A 19,662-nucleotide genomic window follows, 5' to 3' on the forward strand; every position below is an offset into this window, starting at 1 on the left:
CGGATGCCGCCGTGCAAACGCTGGACGTCTTTCGTGCCCCGCCCACGCCCGAGGAAATCGCGCGGCGCCAACCCCATGCCCTGACGCCCGAACAACAGGCGATGCTGGCGCGTTGGGGCTACCCGTATGTCTTCGACACCTACACCTTTCACATCACGCTGACCGGCAAGCTGGCGGGCGATGCGCTGGAGCAGGCGCAACGCAGCATCGCCGCCTTTGCCGACCCGCTGCGCGGCCAGGCGATGCCCGTGTCCAGCGTCAGCCTCTTCGTGCAGCCTGAACCCGGGGCCGATTTTGTGGCGGCGCGCCACTACCATTTCGACGGCACGCAGTTCGACGCCGTCGGCGCGCCTGCCCTGCAAGGCCCCGCCGCGCCATGACCACGCCCGCCCCACCCTTGCCGCCCGCCGACGGTGCGCGCCTGATCTACCTGATGGGTGCATCGGGCAGCGGCAAGGACACTTTGCTGCGCTGGCTGCGCGCGCATCTGCATGCAGAAGAACCCGTGTTGGTGGCGCACCGCTACATCACCCGCGATAGCGGCGGCACGGAAGACGCGCTGGCCTTGACGCCGGAAGAGTTTGCGCGGCGCGCGGCGCTGGGTTGCTTTGCCCTGCGTTGGGCCAGCCATGGCTTGCAATACGGCATCGGCATCGAGATCGATACCTGGCTGGCCTGCGGCGCGGCGGTGATCGTGAACGGTTCGCGCGAGCATCTGCAAGCGGCGCACCAGCGCTACCCGGCATTGACCGCCGTGGAAGTCACCGTGGACCCATCCGTGCTTGCGCAACGGCTGGCGGGCCGGGGCCGCGAAAGCGCGGCCCAGATCCAGGAGCGGCTGGCGCGCGCGGCACAGGCCTTTGCGATTCCGCCGCACTGCGCCTACACGCGGATCAGCAACGATGCCGCGCATGACGTCGCGGCGGCGGCCTTGCTGGGCGTTGCGCGCCGGGCGTTGGCGGGATGACGGGGTTGGCGCGGCTAGCCTAGCCAAAACCGCTATCCAGGATTCAAGCCGCCGCAGGCGCCCCGAAGCCCGCACCCTCGGGCAGCCCGGCGTCAACACACAGCGCCAGCAGGATTTCCGAAAAGCGTTCTTCCGCCGCCAGCACCTGTTCGCGCTTGCGGCGGATCAGGTTGATGGGCGGCAGTTCCCAACCGAAATCCCAAGGCAGCATGCCCAGCTTGCCGCGCTGGCAAAGCTCGCGCGCGATGTCTTCCGGCACCACTGAAATCAGCGCCTCGTTCATGGTCAGCATGCCTTCGATGACATCCGTGGAATAGGCCTCCAGCACGGGCGACGGCGGACGCAGACCCGCGCGGATAAAGTGTTCAACAATCAGTTGCCGCGTGGGTGTGTTGGCGGCCGGCAGCACCCAGTCCATGGCGGCCACCGCCGCCCAATCGGGCCGGCGCCGCGCCAGGCGTTGGGCCAGGCGGCTATGCGCAATCAAGCGCGGCCTCTGGCGGTACAGCACGCGGTGGATCAGGTCGTCCAGCGCCACCGTGGACGTGGCGCGGCTGATGATGCAGTCCAGCTCATGGCGGCGCAGCATGGGCACCAGATGGTCCGTGGTGGCGCGGTGCAGCGTCAGCGTGACGCCAAAACGCTGGTGCAAGCGGCTGATGGCCGTGGTCAGCAAGGCGCTGGACACATAGGGCACCACGCCCACGTTCAGATGCGCCGAATGGCCCGCGTGCAGGGCTTCGACTTCGCGCGCCCACAGGTCCAGGTCGCTCTGCATGTGCCGCGCGCGGACCAGGGCTAGGTTGCCCAGCGCCGTGGGCAGCAGCCCGCGCCCGCTGCGCAGGAACAAGGGCCCGCCGAAAATATCCTCAAGCTCGGCCAGCGCCTTGGTCACGGCGGGCTGGCTGATGCCGGTGGCCGCCGCCACGCGCGTCAGCGAACCGTGCTTGGCGATGTTGGTCAGCAAGACCAGGTGGCGGTGTTTCAGGCGGTTGGACAGACGGGCAGCATCCCAGCTCATGGTTTTCTCTATAACCAAACAGTTATTGGATTATGCCAACAAAGATGATTCCAGTTATTTCACAACCCTATACTTCTTCTCGTCCCTTACCCACAGCCGCCCCGCCACCATGAGCGCCTCTTTCACCACCCGTCCTGAAATACGCGGCACCTTCGGTGTCGTGTCGTCCACGCATTGGCTGGCATCGCAGGTGGCCATGGGGGTGCTGGAACGCGGCGGCAACGCCTATGACGCGGCCGTGGCCGGGGGCTTCACGCTACAGATCGTGGAGCCGCATCTGAACGGCCCGGGCGGCGAAGTGCCCATTCTGTTCTGGAGCGAAAACGAACAACGCATGCGCGCGCTGTGCGGCCAAGGCCCGGCGCCCGCGCTGGCCACGCCCGCCGCATTTCGCGCACTGGGCGTGGAAATGGTGCCCGGCATCGGCCTGTTGCCCGCCACGGTTCCCGGCGCGTTCGGCGCCTGGCTGACGCTGCTGCGCGACTACGGCACGTGGGAACTGGCCGACGTGCTGCGCCCCGCCATCGACTACGCCCGCCACGGCTTCCCGCTGGTGCCGCGCGTGTCGCAAGCGGTGCTGGCCGTGCAGTCGCTGTTTCGGGATGAATGGACCACGTCGCGCGACGTCTGGATGCCCGATGACCGCGTGCCGGCGCCCGATTCTCTGTTTCGCACGCCCGCCATCGCCGACACGTATACGCGCATCCTGAATGAAGCGCATGCCGCCAGCAGTGATCGGATCGGCCGCATCGACGCCGCCTTGAACTGCTGGTATCGCGGCTTCGTCGCCGACGCCATCGACACCTATTACACCGAAGCCGAAGTGCGCGACACCACCGGCCAGCGCAATCGCGGACTGCTGCGCAAGGCCGACATGGCCGACTGGCACGCCACCTACGATGAGCCCGTCACCACGCAGTACGGCCGCTATACCGTGGCCAAGTGCGGCGTATGGTCGCAAGGGCCGGTGCATTTGCAGCAATTGGCGATGCTGCGGCATCTGGGCATGGAAGGCCTGGACCCCACGTCGCCCGAATTCGTGCACCGCATTGCCGAAGCGGCCAAGCTGGCGTTCGCGGACCGCGCCGCCTGGTATGGCGACCCCGACTTCACGCCCGTGCCCTTGGCCGCGCTGCTCAGCGACGCCTATGCGCGCGAACGCGCTGCCCTCATCCAAGCCACCGCGTCCACCGTGCTCCGGCCTGGCAGCCCCGACGGGTTGGCCCCCCGCCTGCCCGACCTGGCCGCCGCCGACCGCACGCTGGCCGCTTCCGACACGCGCTTTGGCGTGGGTGAACCCACGTTCGCCGCCTTGCCGCCCGTGGCCGAGTGGGCCGCGCGCGAAATCTTCGTGGGCGACACCTGCCAGATCGACGTCATCGACCGCGACGGCAACATGGTGGCGGCCACGCCCTCGGGCGGCTGGCTGTCGTCCAGCCCCGTCGTGCCCGGCCTGGGCTTTCCGCTGACGACCCGCCTGCAAATGACCTGGCTGGACGACGGCGTGCCCGGCCAACTGCAAGCCGGCAAGCGCCCCTGCACCACCCTGTCGCCCGGCCTGGTGTTGCGCGACGGGCAACCCTATATGGCGTTCGGCACGCCGGGCGGCGACCAGCAGGACCAATGGACCGTGGCGTTCTTCCTGCGGCACGCCATGGGCATGAATCTGCAAGAAGCCATCGACGCGCCGTCGTGGCATATCGATCATTTCCCGGGCTCGTTCTGGCCACGCACGCAAACGCTGAACCGGCTGACGGTGGAGTCGCGCTTGCCCGAGGCCACCCTGGCCGCGCTGCGCGCCGCCGGCCATGACGTCAAGGTCGGACCGGCCTGGTCCGAAGGCCGCATCAGCGCCTGCACGCGCGAACCCATCGCGGGTGGAGGCCTGCTGCTGCGCGCGGGCGCCAATCCGCGCGGCATGCAGGGCTACGCCGTGGGGCGCTGAACCTCATCGACAGACCCACATCAACCATTTCCATCCAGCCGGCGTCCAGACCGGCACTTTCACAGGGGTAAACACCATGAAGCTGAATTTCCAACGATTGCTGCGCGTGTGCGCGCTGGGCCTGGCCCTGGCCACGCCCGCCTTGTCCCAGGCCGCCTGGCCTGAAAAACCCATCACGCTGATCGTGCCGTGGGCCGCGGGCGGGTCCACCGACATTCTGGCGCGCGTACTGTCCGAAGGGCTGACCCAATCACTCGGCCAGCCGGTCATCGTGGAAAACCGCTCGGGCGCATCCGGCAACATCGGCACCACCTTCGTGGCGCGCGCCAAGCCCGATGGCTACACGCTGCTGGTGGGCTCGATGAGCACGCACACGATGAACCAGGCGCTGTATTCCAATATGCCCTTCGATGGCGTCAAGGACTTCACGCCCATCGCCGAACTGGCCTTGGTGACGAACACGATGGTGGTACACCCCTCGGTGCCCGCCAAGAACGTGAAGGAATTCATCGCCTATGTGAAAGAGCGCCCCGACACCGTGGCCTATGCCTCGGCGGGACAAGGTTCGACCAACCACCTGAGCGCCGCGCTGTTTGAAAAAGCCGCGGGCGTGAAGATGATGCACATCCCCTACCGTGGTGGCGCGCCCGCCGTGCTGGACACGGTGGCCGGCCGCACGCAGGTGCTGTTCAGCGCCGGCACGCAGACCCTGCCGCACGTGCGCACCGGCAAGCTGACGCTGCTGGGCGTCACCGAAGAGAAGCGTTCGCCGCTCTTGCCCGAGGTGCCCACGGTGGGCGAAACGCTGCCGGGCTATGAATTGTCGGTCTGGTACGGCGCCTTCGGCCCCGCCGGCATGCCGCCCGAACTTACCGCCCGCCTGAACCGCGAGATCAACCTGATCTTGAAGCGTCCCGAAGTCATCAAGAAGATGGGCGACATGGGCGTGCTGCTGACGGAAACCACGCCGGAACAGTTCGGCCAAATCCTGGCGCGCGATGCCGACAAGTACGGCAAACTGATCAAGGAACTGGGAATTACCGCTGAATGAACGGCAAGCCGACTTCCGTAACGCCGGCGCTGGCCGGCGTGCAAGCCATCGCCCTGGCCTATGCCGCCGCCGACTCGGCGGCGGCCTTGCAGGCCATCGACGCCTACGCCCACGCCTCGCTGGAACACACGCTGTGCACCGTCAACCGTTTTGACGCCGACGCCATGCGCGTGGTGCGCCTGTACAGCTCCAACCCGCAAGCCTATCCACCGGGCGGCAGCAAGGACAAGCGCGATACGCCCTGGGGCCGCCACGTGTTGCTGGAACAGCGCGTGTTCGTGGGCGAAGGGGAAGCCGCCATCCGCGAATTCTTCAACGACCACGACGCCATTCGCAAGCTGGGCCTGCAATCGGTGATCAACGTGCCGGTCGTGTACAACGACGTGTGCCTGGGCACGGTGAATTTCCTGATGCCGCGCCCCAAGGTGTCGGACGCCGACGTCGACAACGCCCGCCTGGCGGGCTTGCTGGCGCTGCCGGCGCTGTTGGCGGGGCGACAAGCCAACTAGATCAACGCCCGCCGGATCCGCGAGGACAGCATGTCGATGGCCACCACGAAGGCCACGATGATGATCATCACCGCGCAGGTTTCGGCGTAGCGGAAGCTGCGGATGATTTCCCACAGCACGGTGCCGATACCGCCGGCACCCACGATGCCCACCACCGACGCCGACCGCACGTTGGATTCAAAGCGGTACAGCGAATACGAAATCCACAGCGGCAGCACTTGCGGAATGACGCCGTAGACGATTTCTTCCAGCGCATTGGCGCCGGTGGCGCGCACGCCTTCGACGGGGCGCGGGTCGATGGCTTCAACGGCTTCCGAAAACAGCTTGGCCAGCACCCCGGTCGTGTGCACCCACAGCGCCAGCACGCCGGCGAACGGGCCCAGTCCCACGGCCACGATGAACAGCATCGCGAACACCATTTCGTTGATGGCGCGGCACGCATCCATCAGGCGCCGCATCGGCTGGTAGACCCAGGCCGGCACCATGTTCGACGAGCACAGCAGCCCCAGCGGCACGGCCACCACGATGGCCAGGAACGTGCCCCACACCGCGATCTGCACGGTGACGATCATCTCGTCCAGGTACATGCGCCAGTCACGGAAGTTCGGCGGAAAGAAGTCGGCGGCAAACTGGGCCATGTTGCCCGAGTCGCGCAACAGATCCATGGGCCGCATGTCCGCGCCCTGCCATGACATGACCAGCAGCGCGAGAACGACGGCCCACACAAGCAGCACGGGCAACGACGAGCGCGGCGCGGTGGGCAGGCGGGGGGAATGAGTGGCAAGGTTCATGGAAGGGGCGGTCCGCTTGAAGGCGTTCAAAAAAGGCAGGGCCGACGCATCATCGGGCGATGCGTCGGCCATTCGCCGTGCTTATTGCTTGGCGGTGGCAGGCTGGCCCAGGCCGGCCAGCTTCTTGTCCAGGTCAGCCAGTTGCTGCTGCTTTTCAGCCTGGCCCAGCGTGGTGTCGGATTCGACCTTGGCCTTTTCGCGGGCAAGCTCGATCTGGCGGATGGGCACCAGCTGCTGGTTGTCGGACGCGCGGAAGCCCTGATAGGTCAGCGCCTTCAGGTTGGCCATTTCACGCTGCGCATCCTTGCCCTTGCCGTAGTTGACGAAGAAGTCGCGGATGCGGCCCTTCAGGTCGGCGGGCAGGTCGGAACGCATGACCAGCGGGTCGGCCGGAATCAACGGCGACTTCCACAGCACGCGCACGCTGTCGTTGGCGTCCTTGCCCGTGTTCAGGCGGTAGCGCTCCAGCGCTTCGGTGTTGTTGACGGCCACATCCACCTGCTTGTTGATGACCGACAGCAAGTTGGTTTCATGGTTGCTGGAACGCATGGTCTTGAAGAAGGTCTTGGGTTCGATCTTGTTGGCGGCCCACAGGTAGTAGCCGGGTACGGCGGTGCCGGACGTCGAGTTGGGATCGCCCGCGCCGTAGCTCAGCTTGCCAGGGCTCTTCAACACGTCATCCAGCGTCTTCAGGTTGCTGTCCTTGTTGACGATCAAGAGCGACCAATAGCCGGGGTTGCCGTCCTTGTCGATGACCGACGCGAACACTTCGCCCTTGGCGCGGTCCACGGCTTCAATGGCCGACTTGTTGCCGAACCAGCCCAACTGCACCTTGTTGAAGCGCATGCCTTCGATGATGCCGGCGTAGTCCGAGGCGAAGAAGGGCTTGACCGGCACGCCGATGGCGCGGCTCAGGTCGTCAATGACGGGCTGCCAGACGGACTTCAGGTTGGTCGACGACTCGGTCGAGATGATGCCGAAGTTCAAGGGCTTGGCCTCTTCCGCGTGGGCTTGGGTGGACAAGGCCGCGGCGGCGATCAGGGTAACGAAGGTTCTGCGTAGCATGGGTGGCTCCGGGTAGGAAGGGGCAGAGAGGTCGCGAAGAGCGGAATAAAAAAGGGATCAGGCGGCTTGCGCCAAAGTGGACAACGGCGCCAGGGCCGGCATGGCCGGCGCCTGCTGCGTGTACTCGGGCAGCAGTTCGCTCAGTTCCGAGCCATACAGGTCGCGCAGCATTTCGGGGGTCAGGTCGGTGGCGCGGCCGTCATACACGACCTTGCCGTGGCGCAGCGCCACCACGCGCGGGCAGTAGCGCAAGGCCACGTCCACCTGGTGCAGCGACACCACCACCGCCACCTTGCGGCTGCGGTTGATCTGGGCCAGCGTGTCCATCACGCGGCGCGACGACTCGGGGTCCAAGGACGCGATGGGTTCGTCGGCCAGGATCACACGCGCGTTCTGCACCAGCGTGCGGGCGATGGCGGCGCGCTGCTGCTGGCCGCCGGACAGCGTCGAGGCGCGCTGAAATGCATAGTCGTCTATACCAACTTGGGCAAGCGCTTCCAGGCCCTGGCGCACTTCGTCGCGCAGGAACCAGCGCGTGAGGCTGCGCCACAGCGGCACGCGCGGCAACATGCCGGTCAAGACGTTGGTGATGACCGGCAGGCGGCCCACCAGGTTGAATTGCTGGAACACGAAGCCGATGCCGGCACGCGCCGCGCGCACGTCACGGCTAAGGCGGCCGTTGCGCTGGATAAGCTGGCCATTGACCGTGACGCTGCCCGCACCCGAATTGCCTGCATCACCGGCGACAAAACCCGCCAGATGGCGCAGCAGTGTGGACTTGCCCGAACCCGACGCGCCCAGCAACGCCACCATTTCGCCGTCGGCCACTTGCAGGCTGACGTTGTCCAGTGCCTTGGACCCGGCCTGGAACGTTTTGCTCAAGGCATGTACTTCGATGGCGGTTGTCATCGCTTGATCCCCCTTGGATGTGGTCATTGCGGCATTCTGTTTTCGCGGCATGACAGCGCGATGACCCGCCAACCTAATCGCCAGGGATAAAAAACGGGGCCAGCAAGCAACTGAAAGATCACCGTCATAAACGCCCAGGCAGACGGCTTGCGGCCGCTGGCGACGTGCAACCGGCGACCGGCGGCGGGCGACGGGCGACCGGCGACGGGCGACGGGCGACGGGCGGCGCGGGTATATTCGAGGTGTTATCCCAATGCCTGGCGCTCATCATGATCAAAGGTTCCTGCCTGTGCGGCCGCGTGGCTTACGAGATCGACGGCCCCCTCACCGACGCCCTGAATTGCCACTGCGTCATGTGCCGCAAGTCGCACGGCGCGGCTTTTCGAAGCCGCGCCTCGGTGCAAGCGGTGGATTTCAAATGGACCAAGGGCGAAAACCACGTCACGTGGTATGCCTCGTCGCCGGGCAACTACCGGGGCTTCTGCGAAGCTTGCGGCACGCCCTTGCTAAGCCGCTTCGACCAGGCGCCCGACGCCTACGGCCTGCCGCTGGGCGCACTGGATGACGACCCCGGCGTCAAGCCCGCCGCCCACTGCCATGTGGCCAGCAAGGCGCCGTGGTTCGACATCACGGATGATTTGCCCCAGTACCCCGACGACTTTCCCGCCGAAATCGAATCCCGCCAGCAAACCGTTACATAAGCCCGCACCCTGAAGCCCCCTCGCCCGAGCCCGCGCAATGCGGGGGTCTCGGGGCCGCGCCCCCGAATGCGGAGTCGTTCAGCAGCAACTATCACGCCGCTTGCGCGGATAAATACTGGCTAAGCGGCGCGCTTTGCAGTAACATCAGTCCGTGATTTTTCCGCAAAAACCGGGCTTCGGTCACTCTGCGTGCCAACCTGTACTCCTTCGGGCAACCCCCCAAGATACCCAGGCTGCTCCCGGTTTGGTTGAGATAAGCCACTGGATTACCCCCACGGGATGGCCCGGGTGGACATCACCGGGGAACCTCACGGATCAACCCACCGAGCGACCTCACCCCTGCCCCACGCGCCGCAACACATTGCGCCGCAAGGCATTGCAGCAAACGCTCCAACCCGCTTCTTCCGGAACCATGCATTTGCATGGCGTCGCGACCAAGCCGCGCCCCGCGCGCACATTGCCCACGCTGCGCGAGTATCCGTCATTTCAGACATCCGCTTCGGATGCCGTGGCCTTTACCCGCGCTTGCCCGAACGTTTTACGTTCAACCGCTGGACCTGGTTATCTGTGTCCAACGCGCATGCCGCTTCGTGCGGCGCGTCATGCCGCCGGCCTGGCTGCGCGTATTGATCAAGGAGTAGAGAATGGCTAAAGAAGAACTCATCGAATTGGATGGCATTGTTGACGAAGTGCTGCCCGATAGCCGCTACCGCGTCAAACTGGACAACGGCATCGAAGTCGGCGCTTACGCCTCCGGCCGTATCCGCAAGCACCGCATCCGCATCCTGGCGGGTGACCGTGTCACCCTGGAAATGTCGCCCTATGACCTGACCAAGGGCCGCATCAATTTCCGCCATAAGGACGAGCGCGCTCCCGCGCCCCATCGTCCCCAGCAATACCGCCGTTAAGCCAGGGCCTCAGGGCCGGCCTGTTGGCCGGCTCCCCCTGGCTTTTCGTCGCCTGCCCCAGGGCCCACTGCCCTTAAGGCCCCGGCGCGACATGCCGTAATGCGTGGAACGTCCGTTCGTGAAAAAATGGCAACCCGATCAGGCGCAATGTCTGACGGGAAACGCATGAAGCAAGATGGATTTCAAAGAAGAGTTGCAAGCCGCTGCTGACCAGCTTTCCCTGGCGCGAAGAAAATTCGCGAAAGGGGAGGAAGGGCTGCGCCTGCTGCACCAGTCGCGCGAGGCGTTCATCAACAGCCTGCGCAATACCGGCCTGACCTACGCCGAAGCCAAGATCAAGTACGACAACTGCCTGGACGAGCAAGAGGCCGCGCAGCACCATGTGCGCCAGCAGATGGATTATGCCGAGCGCATGCACCAGTACGTGTTGAACAAGATCGCGCAGCAGACGGCCACGGCCTGATGCGTGCGCCGGGCGCGCCGGCCCGGCATTGAATCAGCGGAATCAGGGCTTGAAGGCCCCGATGAAAATGGCGGGATCCACCCGCGCATCATTCAGGCTGATATTCCAGTGCAGATGTGGACCGGTCGCGCGCCCCGTGGCGCCCACCTTGCCCACCACCCCACCTCGCGGCACCTCGTCGCCCACCTTCACGTCAACCGCTGACATGTGGCAGAACATGCTGATGAAGCCTTGGCCATGGTCGATGAACACGGTCTTGCCGTTGAAGAAATAATCCCCCACCAGCACCACCACGCCCGCCGCCGGCGCCTTGATCGGCGTGCCCGAGGGCACGGCGAAGTCCAGCCCCGAATGCGGATTGCGTTCCTGGCCGTTGAAGAACCGGCGCAGTCCGAACGGGCTGGACAGGCGTCCGCCGTTGACCGGGCGGTCCAGCAGCACATTGCTGGGCGTGACCCCGGCGCGATACGTCCGATAGGCAGCGACCTGCTCGGCCAGCTCGCGCTCGATGCGCTTCATGTCGTCCGGGTTGGGATCCACCTGACGCCGATTCTTCAGGGTGATGTGCTGCGCCACGTAGTCCTTGGCGCCCACCTTGAACGGCAGCTTGCGTTCGCCATTGGCGTCGCGCACCACGGCGTACTGCTCGCCCGGCTTCACGCTCAGCGGAATCCCCACCATGGCGATCCATTGCTTGCCTTCTTCACGCAGGACCATCACGCGCCGGTCCTGGTACGTGACTTCGGGCGCAACGTCGGCGGCGCCCAGCGACAAGACGGCTACGCCACCCGGCACGGGAGCATTCAGCTTGCGTGAAATGAAGCCTTGCTGAGCGGCCGCGCGGCGCGGCAGGCCCAAGGCCAGGGCGGCGGCCGCCAGGCCCAGCCCCAGAACGGCGCGACGCGGGTACAGGTTGCTTACAGGCACAGGTTCGCCGGCTCGATGATGCTTTGGTCGCGGCGGGCGATGCGCGTGGACAGGCGCGCTTCGGTCTTGCCCTGCCAGGTGGTGGTGGTCAGCACGGCTTCGACGCCCAAGCTGTCTTCCTGGATCAATTCAAACCCATTGCGCACCGCCTTCTGCTGAAAGTTGACGCCCATGTTCTTCCAGGCGCTGGCCACGCAGGTCGTGTAGGCCTCGGCCGTGCGCTGGGTGGAACCGTAGAACACGGGATCGCGATCACGCACGTCTTTGACGTTGGCGCAGGCCGACAAGGCAGCCAGGACGGTAAGGGACAGGGCAATGCGAACCTTCATGACGGGCAGACTCTCAAGCAGAAAAGTGGATGGGCGGCCAAAACTATAACGCAGCGTTATCACCTATCACGCAGCGCTATCACACGGCAGGGACTCAGGACTGGGGCGCGCGGCGGGCCGATTTGGGGCGGAACGCATCGATGATCTCGGGGCGCGTCTCTGCGTATGGCCCGCCAATAAGATCAATGCAATAGGGGATGGCGGCGAAGATTCCCGGCGCGATGACGGCCCCGTCGTCTCCCTTCAGCCCTTCCAGCGTCTCGCGAATGGACTTCGGCTGGCCGGGCAGGTTCACGATCAGGGCCGCATGCGAAGGGGTTTCACGGATAACCGCCACCTGGCGCGACAGAATCGCCGTGGGCACAAAGCGCAGGCTGATCTGGCGCATCTGTTCGCCGAAACCCGGCATCTCTTTCGTGCCCACGGCAAGCGTGGCCTCGGGCGTGACGTCGCGACGGGCGGGACCCGTGCCGCCGGTGGTCAGCACCAGATCGCAGCCACAGATGTCGACAAGCTCAATCAAGGTTTCGGAAATGCGTGCCGGCTCGTCGGGAATCAGCCGGTCGACCGCCTGCCAGGGCGACACCAGCGCCGAACCCAGCCATTCGCGCAAGGCAGGCAGGCCCAGGTCCTGGTAGGCGCCGCTGGAAGCGCGGTCAGAGACGGACACCAGGCCGATGATCAGGTCGTCGGGATGGCGGCGGGCGATTCGGGTCGTGGTGTTCATGGCGGAGGCGTCAGAGAGGAAAGGGGGTAGTACCGACGGCCAAGCATGGCGCGCGGCGCGGTCAATCATGGAAATCCAGAAGATGGCCGCGATGTCGATGCTATCGCATTCTTTCCCCGGAGAATGGCGGCCGGCCGGTCCGCCTGGCCCGTTCGGCCCTGTGGCAAAAAAGCGAATCGGCTCAGTGGCCCCGTTTACCGCGCTTGTTGGGGTCACGGACGCTGGATAACATCCGCTAACAAAAATATTCCTGGCTGGCGCGTCACCCCTCCCCCTCTTGGCTTCCATGTTCAAACGACCGTTACGCCAGCATGCCCTGGCCGCCGCGCTGGCCTTGTCGACCGCCGCCGCCGTGGGCGGGCTTGCCTGGCATGCGCTGGCCTTGAAGACGGAGCCCGTGCCCGCCGCGGCGCCCGGCATCTACCTACCCAACCTGGGCAACACGCTGCATGAGCAGACGCGCAACCTGTCGCGGCTGAGCCAGGCGCTGCGCACGGGGGACCGGCTGGTGATCCTGGGCTCGTCCGAACTGACCAGCAACGATTTGCGCTTCGTCCCCTATCGCTATCTGGCCGACGAACTCCAGATGCCCGTGCTGGCCTATGGCCATTCGGGCTTTCAGTCCCTGGGCATGCAATTGGTGCTGGCCGCGCTGGCCGATGACTTGTCGCCGGCCTCGCGCGTGGTGGTGATGCTGTCGCCGGGCTGGTTCGACGGCGACGGCGGGCTGGGCGCCGATGAATTCAAGGAACACGCCAACCCGCTACTGCCGCGCCTGGTGAAGCAGCCGGAAGGCCGCGCCGAGCTGGCCCGCTGGCTGCGCGACAAGGGCGACGCGGGCGTGGCCTGGTCCATGATGACCGAGCAGGCCTATGTGTTCCGGCAGCGGGTGGCCGACCTGTGGACGCCCGCGCATGCCGCGCCGGCCCCGGAGCGCGAACGCGAAGGCCCCGCCGCCGCCGCCCGCGTGGTGGACTGGGACGCGCTGGCGGAAGAGGCCCAACGCGCGGAACAGGATCAGATGACCGGCAACCGCTACGCGGTGCGCGACGACTTCTTCAATAAATACCTGCGCGGTATCCCGGAAGGCGGCAAGACCGCTTATCAGCCGGAGCCCTTGACGGGCCGCGTCGAACTGCGCGAACTCACCGCCTTGATGGCGCTGCTGCACCAGCGCGGCGTGAATGCGCTGTTCGTGATGCAGCCGCTGCACCCGATGGTGTTCAAGGACCTGGATCGCTTTGATCCCGTGCAAAAGGAAGTCGCCACGCTGTGCCAGCGCTACGCGATGACCTGCCTGGACCTGTATGACGCGCCATACGAAGTGGGCATGCTGCGTGACGTGCAGCACCTGGGTGAACTGGGCTGGTTGCGCGTGAACCGGAAGATTGCCGAGGTATTCCGCCCATGACGCCTGCCCCGGCGCGCGAAGACGGGTTTTGCCGCCCCCCACTGGATTAACGCCCTCATGAAAAGAACGCTTTGGCTGTGCCTGCTGTATCTGGGCGTGCTGGCCGTGTTGCTGATCCAGGCGGACACCGCCGCCAACCTGGGTAAACCCATGGAGATCGAGTTCCAATACTCGAAATTCTGACGGTCGCGCCCGTCGGCGGGGCGGGATTTGGTTTTTCGACGCAACCAGGGCCCGGTCACAAATCTGCAATAATCGGCTCCTCACGCCGGAACCTCGCCACCCGCCTCCATGTTCGACCTCTTCCATGGCCTAGACCTCTGGGTCGGCCTCAGCCTTGTGCTGGCCCTGACATTCGTCCTGGCCTTCGAATTCATCAATGGTTTCCACGACACGGCCAACGCCGTGGCCACGGTGATCTATACCAAGGCCATGCCGCCGCATCTTGCGGTGGTGTTGTCCGGCATCTTCAACTTCCTGGGCGTGCTGCTGGGCGGCGTGGGCGTGGCCTATGCCATCGTCCACCTGCTGCCGGTGGAGCTGCTGATCAACGTGGACACCGGCCGCGGCCTGGCCATGGTGTTCGCCATGCTGGCCGCCGCCATCGCCTGGAACCTGGGCACCTGGTACTTCGGCATCCCCGCCTCCAGCTCGCACACGCTGATCGGCTCGATCCTGGGCGTGGGCCTGGCCAATGCCCTGATCACCGACCTGCCGCTGGCGGACGGCGTGAACTGGGGCAAGGCGATCGACATCGGCATGTCGCTGGTGGCCTCGCCCATCGCCGGCTTCCTGGTGGCGGGCGGGCTGCTGCTGCTGCTCAAGCGCTGGCTGCCGCTGTCGAAAATGCACAAGACGCCCGAGCAGCGCCGCGCCATCGACAACAAGAAGCACCCGCCGTTCTGGAACCGCCTGGTGCTGGTGTTGTCGGCCATGGGCGTGAGCTTCGTGCACGGGTCCAACGACGGCCAGAAGGGCATTGGCCTGATCATGCTGGTGCTGATCGGTATCGTGCCCGCCAACTTCGTGCTGGATACCACCAGCACCACCTATCAGATTGAACGCACGCGCGACGCGGCCAACCACCTGAACGTGTTCTACCACCGCAACGAAGCGATGCTGGGCGACTTCCTGGCGCTAAATCGCCCGGACGTCACCACGGAATTGCCGCCCACCTTCCGCTGCGATCCCAAACTGACCGTGCCGACCATTGCCGCGCTGCAAACCGACCTGGCCGGGGTCAGCAACTACGCCGACCTGTCGCCCGAAAAGCGTATCGACGTGCGCCGCTACCTGCTCTGCCTGGATGACACGGCCAAGAAGGTATCGAGCATCGAAGGGCTGCCCGCCCGCGAACGCGCCGACCTGCAACGCCTGCGGTCCGACCTGACGGCCACCACGGAATACGCGCCCTTCTGGGTCATCGTGGCGGTGGCCCTGGCGCTGGGCGCCGGCACCATGGTCGGCTGGCGCCGCGTGGTGCTGACGGTGGGCGAAAAGATCGGCAAGCAAGGCATGACGTACGCGCAGGGCATGTCGGCGCAGGTGACGGCGGTGGCCGCCATCGGGCTGGCCAACGTGTTCAGCCTGCCGGTGTCCACCACCCACGTGCTGTCCTCGGGCGTGGCGGGCACGATGATCGCCAACAAGACCGGCCTGCAAGGCAACACAGTGCGCAACATCCTGCTGGCCTGGGTGCTGACCCTGCCCGCCTCGATGGCGTTGGCGGCCGCGCTGTTCTGGATCGGCGTACAAATCTCCGGCTAAGTCCAAACGGCCGCGCGGGCAATCTGCGCGGCCGGTGCAACACAGTGGCGACCGCGTCAGGCTTTTCTCGGCACGCGGTCCGCGTCTACCATGGCGCCATGGCTACCCAGACTCCCACCCCCGCTCCCACCCCCACCCTGCATTACATCTTTGACCCGCTATGCGGCTGGTGCTATGGCGCCGCCCCGCTGGTGGACGCCGCGCGCGGCGTTGCCGGCCTGCATGTGGCGCCCCATGGCGGCGGCATGATGACAGGCAGCAACCGCCAGCCTGTCACCGACGCGCTGCGCCGCTACGTCATGGCGCATGACGAACGCATCGCCAGCATGACCGGCCAGGTCTTCGGCAAGGGCTACTTCGACGGTTTGCTGCGCGATACCGGCGCCGTCTTCGATTCCGAGCCTCCCACCACTGCCATCCTGGCCGCCGAACAACTTGCCGGCCGTGGGCTGGACCTGCTCAAGCGCCTGCAACGCGCGCACTATGAGGAAGGCCGCCGCATCGCCGACCCCGCCGTCCTGAAGGAACTGGCCCGCGAGATCGGCCTGGACGGCGTCGCGTTTGACGCCGCCTACGATGCCGCCCAGGGCGCGGACACCGCCGCGCATATCGCGGCCAGCCGTCGCCTGCTTGCGCAAGTGGGCGGCAGCGGTTTCCCCACGCTGGTGCTCGAACAAGACGGTGCCTACACCTTGCTGGAACCGGGCCGCTACCTGGGTCGCCCGGAGCAATGGCAGGCTGATCTGCGCAGCCGCATCCAGGCCGGCGGCTGACCCATCAGGATTCTTCGATGTCGCCGTCGCGCTGCAAGGCCCGGTGCATGGCCGGGCGCGCGCCCAACCGTTCGAAGTAGGCGTTGAACACGGGCGATTCGGGTATCACCTTCACCTGCACCATGTATTGCAGTGACCCGCCCAACACGATGTCGACGGCCGAAAACGTGTCGCCCAGAAAATACGGCCGGGCCTGCAACACCCGGGTCAGCACCTGTTCAACCTCGTCGGCCGACCCCCAACCCGGCGCGCCGTCCTGGTGCGGGCGCTTGAAGGCGCGTTCCACCATGGCCGGCTCGAACACGCCGGTGGAATACGCCAGCCAGGTCAGATAGGGCCCGCGCTGTGCGTCGCCCACCAAGGGCCCCAGCCCTTTTTCGGGGAAAAGGTCCGTCAGGTACAGCGCAATGGCGGGGGTTTCGAAGATGGGCACGCCGTCGTGCACCAGGGCGGGCACCTTGCGGTGGGGATGGATGTCGATGTAGTCGGCGGGCATATGCCCCGCGCTGTCGGTGCCGCGAATGGACACCATTTCGGTGTCGTAGGGCACGCCCAATTCCTCAAGCAGCCACAACACCCTGAACGACCGCGAGCGCGGCGCATGGTAAAGCGTAAGCATGGTCGGCCTCCTCTGCCTTGGACACCGACCATTTTGCCTTGCGCCGCGCGCGGACGAAAGCCGACGAAGTGACTACTGATCCCCCTCGCCCAGGGCGCGCAATTGCGCTTTCAGGCGACGCACCTCTTGGCTCAGGTCCAGGATCAGCGCCACCGCGTCCAGGCTCGCGCCAAAGTCGTGTTCCAACCTGCGCGCGTGCAGGGCACGCTGCAAGTCCATGCTGTAGAAGCACCATTCCGCGGGTTGACGGCCCCGGGCATTGACGATGCCGACCTCAACCAGTTGGGCCACCCATTCCACTTCCGCGTGGCAGGCGCGGGCCAGGTCATCCGCGCTAAGCGGCTGCGATTTGCCCACGACGGTGGCGCTGGTGATGACAAGTTTGCTCATGATCAGACCCCCATGTGGCGTCGCGGGTTGAACGGCGCGTCTTGTTGCAGCTTCCGGTAGGCCGCCTTGGCCGCATCGCTATCAGCGGGCGGCAGCACCAGGTCCAGCACCAGGTACAGATCACCCGGCGGATCGCCCGGTATGCCGCGCCCGCGCAGCCGCAGCTTGCGGCCGTTGCCCGACCCCGGTGGAATCGATACTTCGACCGTGCCGCCCGGCGTGGGTGCATTCACCTTTGAGCCCAGCGCGGCTTCCCAGGGCGCCACCGGCAGCGTCATATACAGGTCGCGCCCTTCGGCGCGGTAGCGGGGATGCGGCTTGAAGCGCACCTCAAGATAAAGGTCGCCGTTTTCACCGCCGCCATAGCCGGGCATGCCCTGCCCGGACAGCCGGATGAATTGTCCTTCGCGCACGCCCGCCGGGATGCGCACGCTGAGCGTGCGTGTTTGCAGGTGCGGGCGGCCTTGCGCGTCCGTCTCCATGGCGCGCAGGCTGATGTCGCGCGTGGCGCCATGGATGGCGTCTTCCAGGTCAACCTCGATGGCGGCGTGATGGTCGTCGCCGCGCACGCGGAAATCCTGCTGGCTGGCGCCGCCTGGGCCGGCGCGATGGCCACGTTGGCCACGGCCCCCGAACAGCGACGAGAAGAATTCGCTGAACTGCGCTTCGTCGCCGGACGCCGCGCCCCGGTGAAATTCGAAGCCCTCGTCCCAGCCGGGAGGCGGCTGGAAGCCGCCCTCGGGTGACACGCCCGCCGCCAGGTTGTCGTAGGCCACGCGCTTTTCCTGATCGCGCAGCACGTCATAGGCTTCATTGACGTCGCGCATGCGAACTTCGGCGTCGCTTTCCTTGCTGACGTCGGGGTGGTATTTGCGAGCGAGCTTGCGGTAGGCGCGCCGGATTTCGTCTTCCGACGCGCTGCGCTCCACCCCGAGAATGCTGTAGTAGTCCTTGAACTCCATATGCCAGCCCACCTTAAAGGTTTCGGCCGCCTGGGGCAGTGCCGCATCCGGCCTTGAATATCAACAAGATAGGGGTTGCGGACCGATTTTTCAATGCGCAATATCAGACCAAGCCGTGGATGCGGCATGTCATGCGAGTGGCGTAGTATCTGTTTCGCCGTATCTATTCTTTACCGGCGGCCAAACTTGCCGCCACCTACCTAAACGCAGGATCCACGATGAAGATGAGCAACATCCCCTTCGGCACCACGGATTGGTCCGAAGTCGAACGCACCGAACACGCCGGCGACACGGGCATGGCCTATTGGCGCACGCGCCAATTCGGCGACCTGCGCGTACGCATGGTGGAATACACGGCGGGCTACCTGGCCGACCACTGGTGCACCAAAGGACACATCCTCTTCTGTCTGGAAGGCGAGCTCCACACCGAGCTTGAAGACGGCCGCCAATTTGTCTTGACCCCCGGCATGAGCTACCAGGTGGCCGACCAAGCCGAACCGCACCGTTCGTCCACCGCCACGGGCGCCAAGCTCTTCATTGTTGACTGATGCGCCTGCGCCACACGGAAAATTGCCGTTGCGTTACGCTTTGCAAATCATGCGGCCCGGTGCCGCATGTCGATGCATTGCCGCATTGCCAGACCCCCGCCTGACCGGAGACTACATTGGGCGCCCCGATTACCCTATACGTCGATTCCCAGTTCCTTAGCCCCTACGCCATGTCGGTGTATGTGGCGCTGACCGAAAAGCAATTGCCTTTCGAAGTGCGCCCCATCGACCTGAGCGCGGGCGAGCAGCGGATGCAGCCCTACCAGTGCCGCGCGCTGACCGCGCGTGTGCCGGCGCTGACGCACGAGGACTTCAACCTGACGGAATCCAGCGTCATCACGGAATACCTGGAAGAGGTTTTTCCCGCCCCGCAACACACCGCCCTGTATCCGCAAGCGATCCGCCCCCGTGCCCGCGCGCGCCAATTGCAGGCCTGGTTGCGCAGTGACCTGGCGGCGCTGCGCCAGGAACGTCCCACCGAAACCGTGTTCTACGGCGTAGCGGGCGAGCCCCTGTCCGATGCGGGGCACGCGGCCTCGGCCAAGCTGATTCGGGTGGCCAGCTACCTGATTCCCGTGGGCCAGGCCACGCTGTTCGACACCTGGAGCATTGCCGACCTGGATTTGGCGGTCATGCTCAAGCGCCTGGCCCTGGACGACCTGCCCGACCCGTTGCGCGCTTATGCCGACGCCCAATGGCAACGCCCGTCCGTTCAGAAATGGTTGGAACACAACGCCGCCGCGCGCGACTGACACCACGCCATGACCAGCCTGTCGACAACAATAAAAAGGGACGGCTGAATTCACTGCGGATTACCGAGTTTTAATCGCTGAAATGTTGCGGCGCAGCATTCGTTGCGGTGTAATGGTGAGGTCAACT

The 19,662-nt window shown here is 65.5% G+C and carries 24 protein-coding genes; 14 read left to right on the forward strand and 10 right to left on the reverse strand.

Features of this window, described 5'->3' with window-relative positions:
* The coding region (locus tag ACE04A_RS19730) for a DUF1045 domain-containing protein (RefSeq protein WP_485820431.1) at positions 1-380 on the forward strand (380 nt) is incomplete at its 5' end.
* On the forward strand, positions 377-967 hold the full coding sequence (gene phnN / locus ACE04A_RS19735; protein ID WP_448717713.1) for a phosphonate metabolism protein/1,5-bisphosphokinase (PRPP-forming) PhnN: 591 nt from the start codon (positions 377-379) through the stop codon (positions 965-967). The genes ACE04A_RS19730 and phnN, both read left to right, overlap by 4 nt.
* 43 nt (positions 968-1,010) lie before the next feature.
* Here the strand turns inward: phnN and ACE04A_RS19740 are convergent, their stop codons facing one another.
* Complete coding sequence (locus ACE04A_RS19740; RefSeq protein WP_259249456.1) at positions 1,011-1,988, reverse strand: LysR family transcriptional regulator; 978 nt, start codon at positions 1,986-1,988, stop codon at positions 1,011-1,013.
* A 109-nt stretch (positions 1,989-2,097) separates the two neighbouring features.
* Here ACE04A_RS19740 and ACE04A_RS19745 point away from each other — a divergent pair, with 109 nt between their 5' ends.
* From ACE04A_RS19745 to ACE04A_RS19755, 3 genes are all read left to right on the forward strand, one after another.
* Positions 2,098-3,933 carry a gamma-glutamyltransferase family protein gene (locus ACE04A_RS19745; RefSeq protein WP_448717712.1) on the forward strand — a complete coding sequence of 612 codons (1,836 nt, stop codon included), beginning with the start codon at positions 2,098-2,100 and terminating at the stop codon, positions 3,931-3,933.
* 76 nt (positions 3,934-4,009) lie between these two features.
* On the forward strand, positions 4,010-4,984 hold the full coding sequence (locus ACE04A_RS19750; protein ID WP_259249459.1) for a Bug family tripartite tricarboxylate transporter substrate binding protein: 975 nt from the start codon (positions 4,010-4,012) through the stop codon (positions 4,982-4,984).
* Positions 4,981-5,493 carry a GAF domain-containing protein gene (locus ACE04A_RS19755; RefSeq protein WP_448717711.1) on the forward strand — a complete coding sequence of 171 codons (513 nt, stop codon included), beginning with the start codon at positions 4,981-4,983 and terminating at the stop codon, positions 5,491-5,493. Before ACE04A_RS19750 ends, ACE04A_RS19755 begins: the two co-directional genes overlap by 4 nt.
* On the opposite strand, the gene phnE is transcribed toward ACE04A_RS19755, so the two are convergent.
* The 3 genes from phnE to phnC all read right to left on the reverse strand — a co-directional run bounded on the left by phnE (position 5,490) and on the right by phnC (position 8,258).
* A complete protein-coding gene (gene phnE / locus ACE04A_RS19760; protein WP_100854856.1) occupies positions 5,490-6,284 on the reverse strand; it encodes a phosphonate ABC transporter, permease protein PhnE in 795 nt (264 codons plus the stop codon). The two genes, ACE04A_RS19755 and phnE, sit on opposite strands and share 4 nt — an antisense overlap.
* 81 nt (positions 6,285-6,365) lie before the next feature.
* Positions 6,366-7,349: a phosphonate ABC transporter substrate-binding protein gene (phnD, locus tag ACE04A_RS19765; RefSeq protein WP_259249465.1), complete on the reverse strand. Its 984-nt coding sequence runs from the start codon at positions 7,347-7,349 to the stop codon at positions 6,366-6,368.
* Between the two features lie 57 nt (positions 7,350-7,406).
* Positions 7,407-8,258, reverse strand: a complete 852-nt coding sequence (gene phnC, locus ACE04A_RS19770; protein ID WP_100857644.1) for a phosphonate ABC transporter ATP-binding protein — start codon at positions 8,256-8,258, stop codon at positions 7,407-7,409.
* Positions 8,259-8,527: 269 nt separating this feature from the next.
* Between phnC and ACE04A_RS19775 the strand changes: the two genes are divergently transcribed.
* From ACE04A_RS19775 to ACE04A_RS19785, 3 genes are all read left to right on the forward strand, one after another.
* Positions 8,528-8,959 carry a GFA family protein gene (locus tag ACE04A_RS19775; protein ID WP_259249469.1) on the forward strand — a complete coding sequence of 144 codons (432 nt, stop codon included), beginning with the start codon at positions 8,528-8,530 and terminating at the stop codon, positions 8,957-8,959.
* A gap of 644 nt (positions 8,960-9,603) precedes the next feature.
* Positions 9,604-9,867, forward strand: coding sequence for a translation initiation factor IF-1 (gene infA / locus ACE04A_RS19780; RefSeq protein WP_006221179.1), 264 nt, complete (start codon positions 9,604-9,606; stop codon positions 9,865-9,867).
* Between the two features lie 175 nt (positions 9,868-10,042).
* Entirely contained in the window at positions 10,043-10,330 is a 288-nt protein-coding gene (locus tag ACE04A_RS19785; protein WP_100854852.1) for a hypothetical protein, read from the forward strand.
* A gap of 42 nt (positions 10,331-10,372) precedes the next feature.
* On the opposite strand, the gene ACE04A_RS19790 is transcribed toward ACE04A_RS19785, so the two are convergent.
* From ACE04A_RS19790 to mog, 3 genes are all read right to left on the reverse strand, one after another.
* On the reverse strand, positions 10,373-11,242 hold the full coding sequence (locus tag ACE04A_RS19790; RefSeq protein WP_485820590.1) for a M23 family metallopeptidase: 870 nt from the start codon (positions 11,240-11,242) through the stop codon (positions 10,373-10,375).
* A 5-nt stretch (positions 11,243-11,247) separates the two neighbouring features.
* Complete coding sequence (locus ACE04A_RS19795) at positions 11,248-11,586, reverse strand: hypothetical protein (protein WP_259249483.1); 339 nt, start codon at positions 11,584-11,586, stop codon at positions 11,248-11,250.
* Positions 11,587-11,680: 94 nt separating this feature from the next.
* Positions 11,681-12,313: a molybdopterin adenylyltransferase gene (gene mog, locus ACE04A_RS19800; protein WP_259251473.1), complete on the reverse strand. Its 633-nt coding sequence runs from the start codon at positions 12,311-12,313 to the stop codon at positions 11,681-11,683.
* A 286-nt stretch (positions 12,314-12,599) separates the two neighbouring features.
* On the opposite strand from mog, the gene ACE04A_RS19805 reads away from it, so the two are divergent.
* From ACE04A_RS19805 to ACE04A_RS19820, 4 genes are all read left to right on the forward strand, one after another.
* On the forward strand, positions 12,600-13,724 hold the full coding sequence (locus ACE04A_RS19805) for a D-alanyl-lipoteichoic acid biosynthesis protein DltD (protein ID WP_485820432.1): 1,125 nt from the start codon (positions 12,600-12,602) through the stop codon (positions 13,722-13,724).
* Positions 13,725-13,781: 57 nt separating this feature from the next.
* Positions 13,782-13,907, forward strand: a complete 126-nt coding sequence (locus tag ACE04A_RS19810) for a hypothetical protein (protein ID WP_255696068.1) — start codon at positions 13,782-13,784, stop codon at positions 13,905-13,907.
* A 108-nt stretch (positions 13,908-14,015) separates the two neighbouring features.
* Positions 14,016-15,491 (forward strand): inorganic phosphate transporter, encoded by a 1,476-nt coding sequence (locus ACE04A_RS19815; protein ID WP_279995275.1) that lies wholly within the window; start codon positions 14,016-14,018, stop codon positions 15,489-15,491.
* A gap of 98 nt (positions 15,492-15,589) precedes the next feature.
* A complete protein-coding gene (locus ACE04A_RS19820) occupies positions 15,590-16,264 on the forward strand; it encodes a DsbA family protein (protein WP_279995274.1) in 675 nt (224 codons plus the stop codon).
* Positions 16,265-16,268: 4 nt separating this feature from the next.
* Here ACE04A_RS19820 and ACE04A_RS19825 read toward each other — a convergent pair whose 3' ends face one another.
* From ACE04A_RS19825 to ACE04A_RS19835, 3 genes are all read right to left on the reverse strand, one after another.
* Entirely contained in the window at positions 16,269-16,883 is a 615-nt protein-coding gene (locus tag ACE04A_RS19825) for a glutathione S-transferase family protein (protein ID WP_100854848.1), read from the reverse strand.
* A 72-nt stretch (positions 16,884-16,955) separates the two neighbouring features.
* Positions 16,956-17,273: a chaperone modulator CbpM gene (locus tag ACE04A_RS19830; RefSeq protein ID WP_259249494.1), complete on the reverse strand. Its 318-nt coding sequence runs from the start codon at positions 17,271-17,273 to the stop codon at positions 16,956-16,958.
* A gap of 2 nt (positions 17,274-17,275) precedes the next feature.
* Positions 17,276-18,235: a DnaJ C-terminal domain-containing protein gene (locus tag ACE04A_RS19835; RefSeq protein WP_438858208.1), complete on the reverse strand. Its 960-nt coding sequence runs from the start codon at positions 18,233-18,235 to the stop codon at positions 17,276-17,278.
* Positions 18,236-18,453: 218 nt separating this feature from the next.
* Between ACE04A_RS19835 and ACE04A_RS19840 the strand changes: the two genes are divergently transcribed.
* The gene (locus ACE04A_RS19840; protein ID WP_050448791.1) at positions 18,454-18,783 is read left to right on the forward strand and encodes a DHCW motif cupin fold protein; all 330 of its coding nucleotides are present in this window, start codon (positions 18,454-18,456) and stop codon (positions 18,781-18,783) included.
* 116 nt (positions 18,784-18,899) lie between these two features.
* On the forward strand, positions 18,900-19,535 hold the full coding sequence (gene yfcF, locus ACE04A_RS19845; protein WP_259249498.1) for a glutathione transferase: 636 nt from the start codon (positions 18,900-18,902) through the stop codon (positions 19,533-19,535).
* The last annotated feature ends 127 nt before the right edge of the window (positions 19,536-19,662 follow it).

It is taken from the genome of Achromobacter colocynthidis (assembly GCF_057334535.1).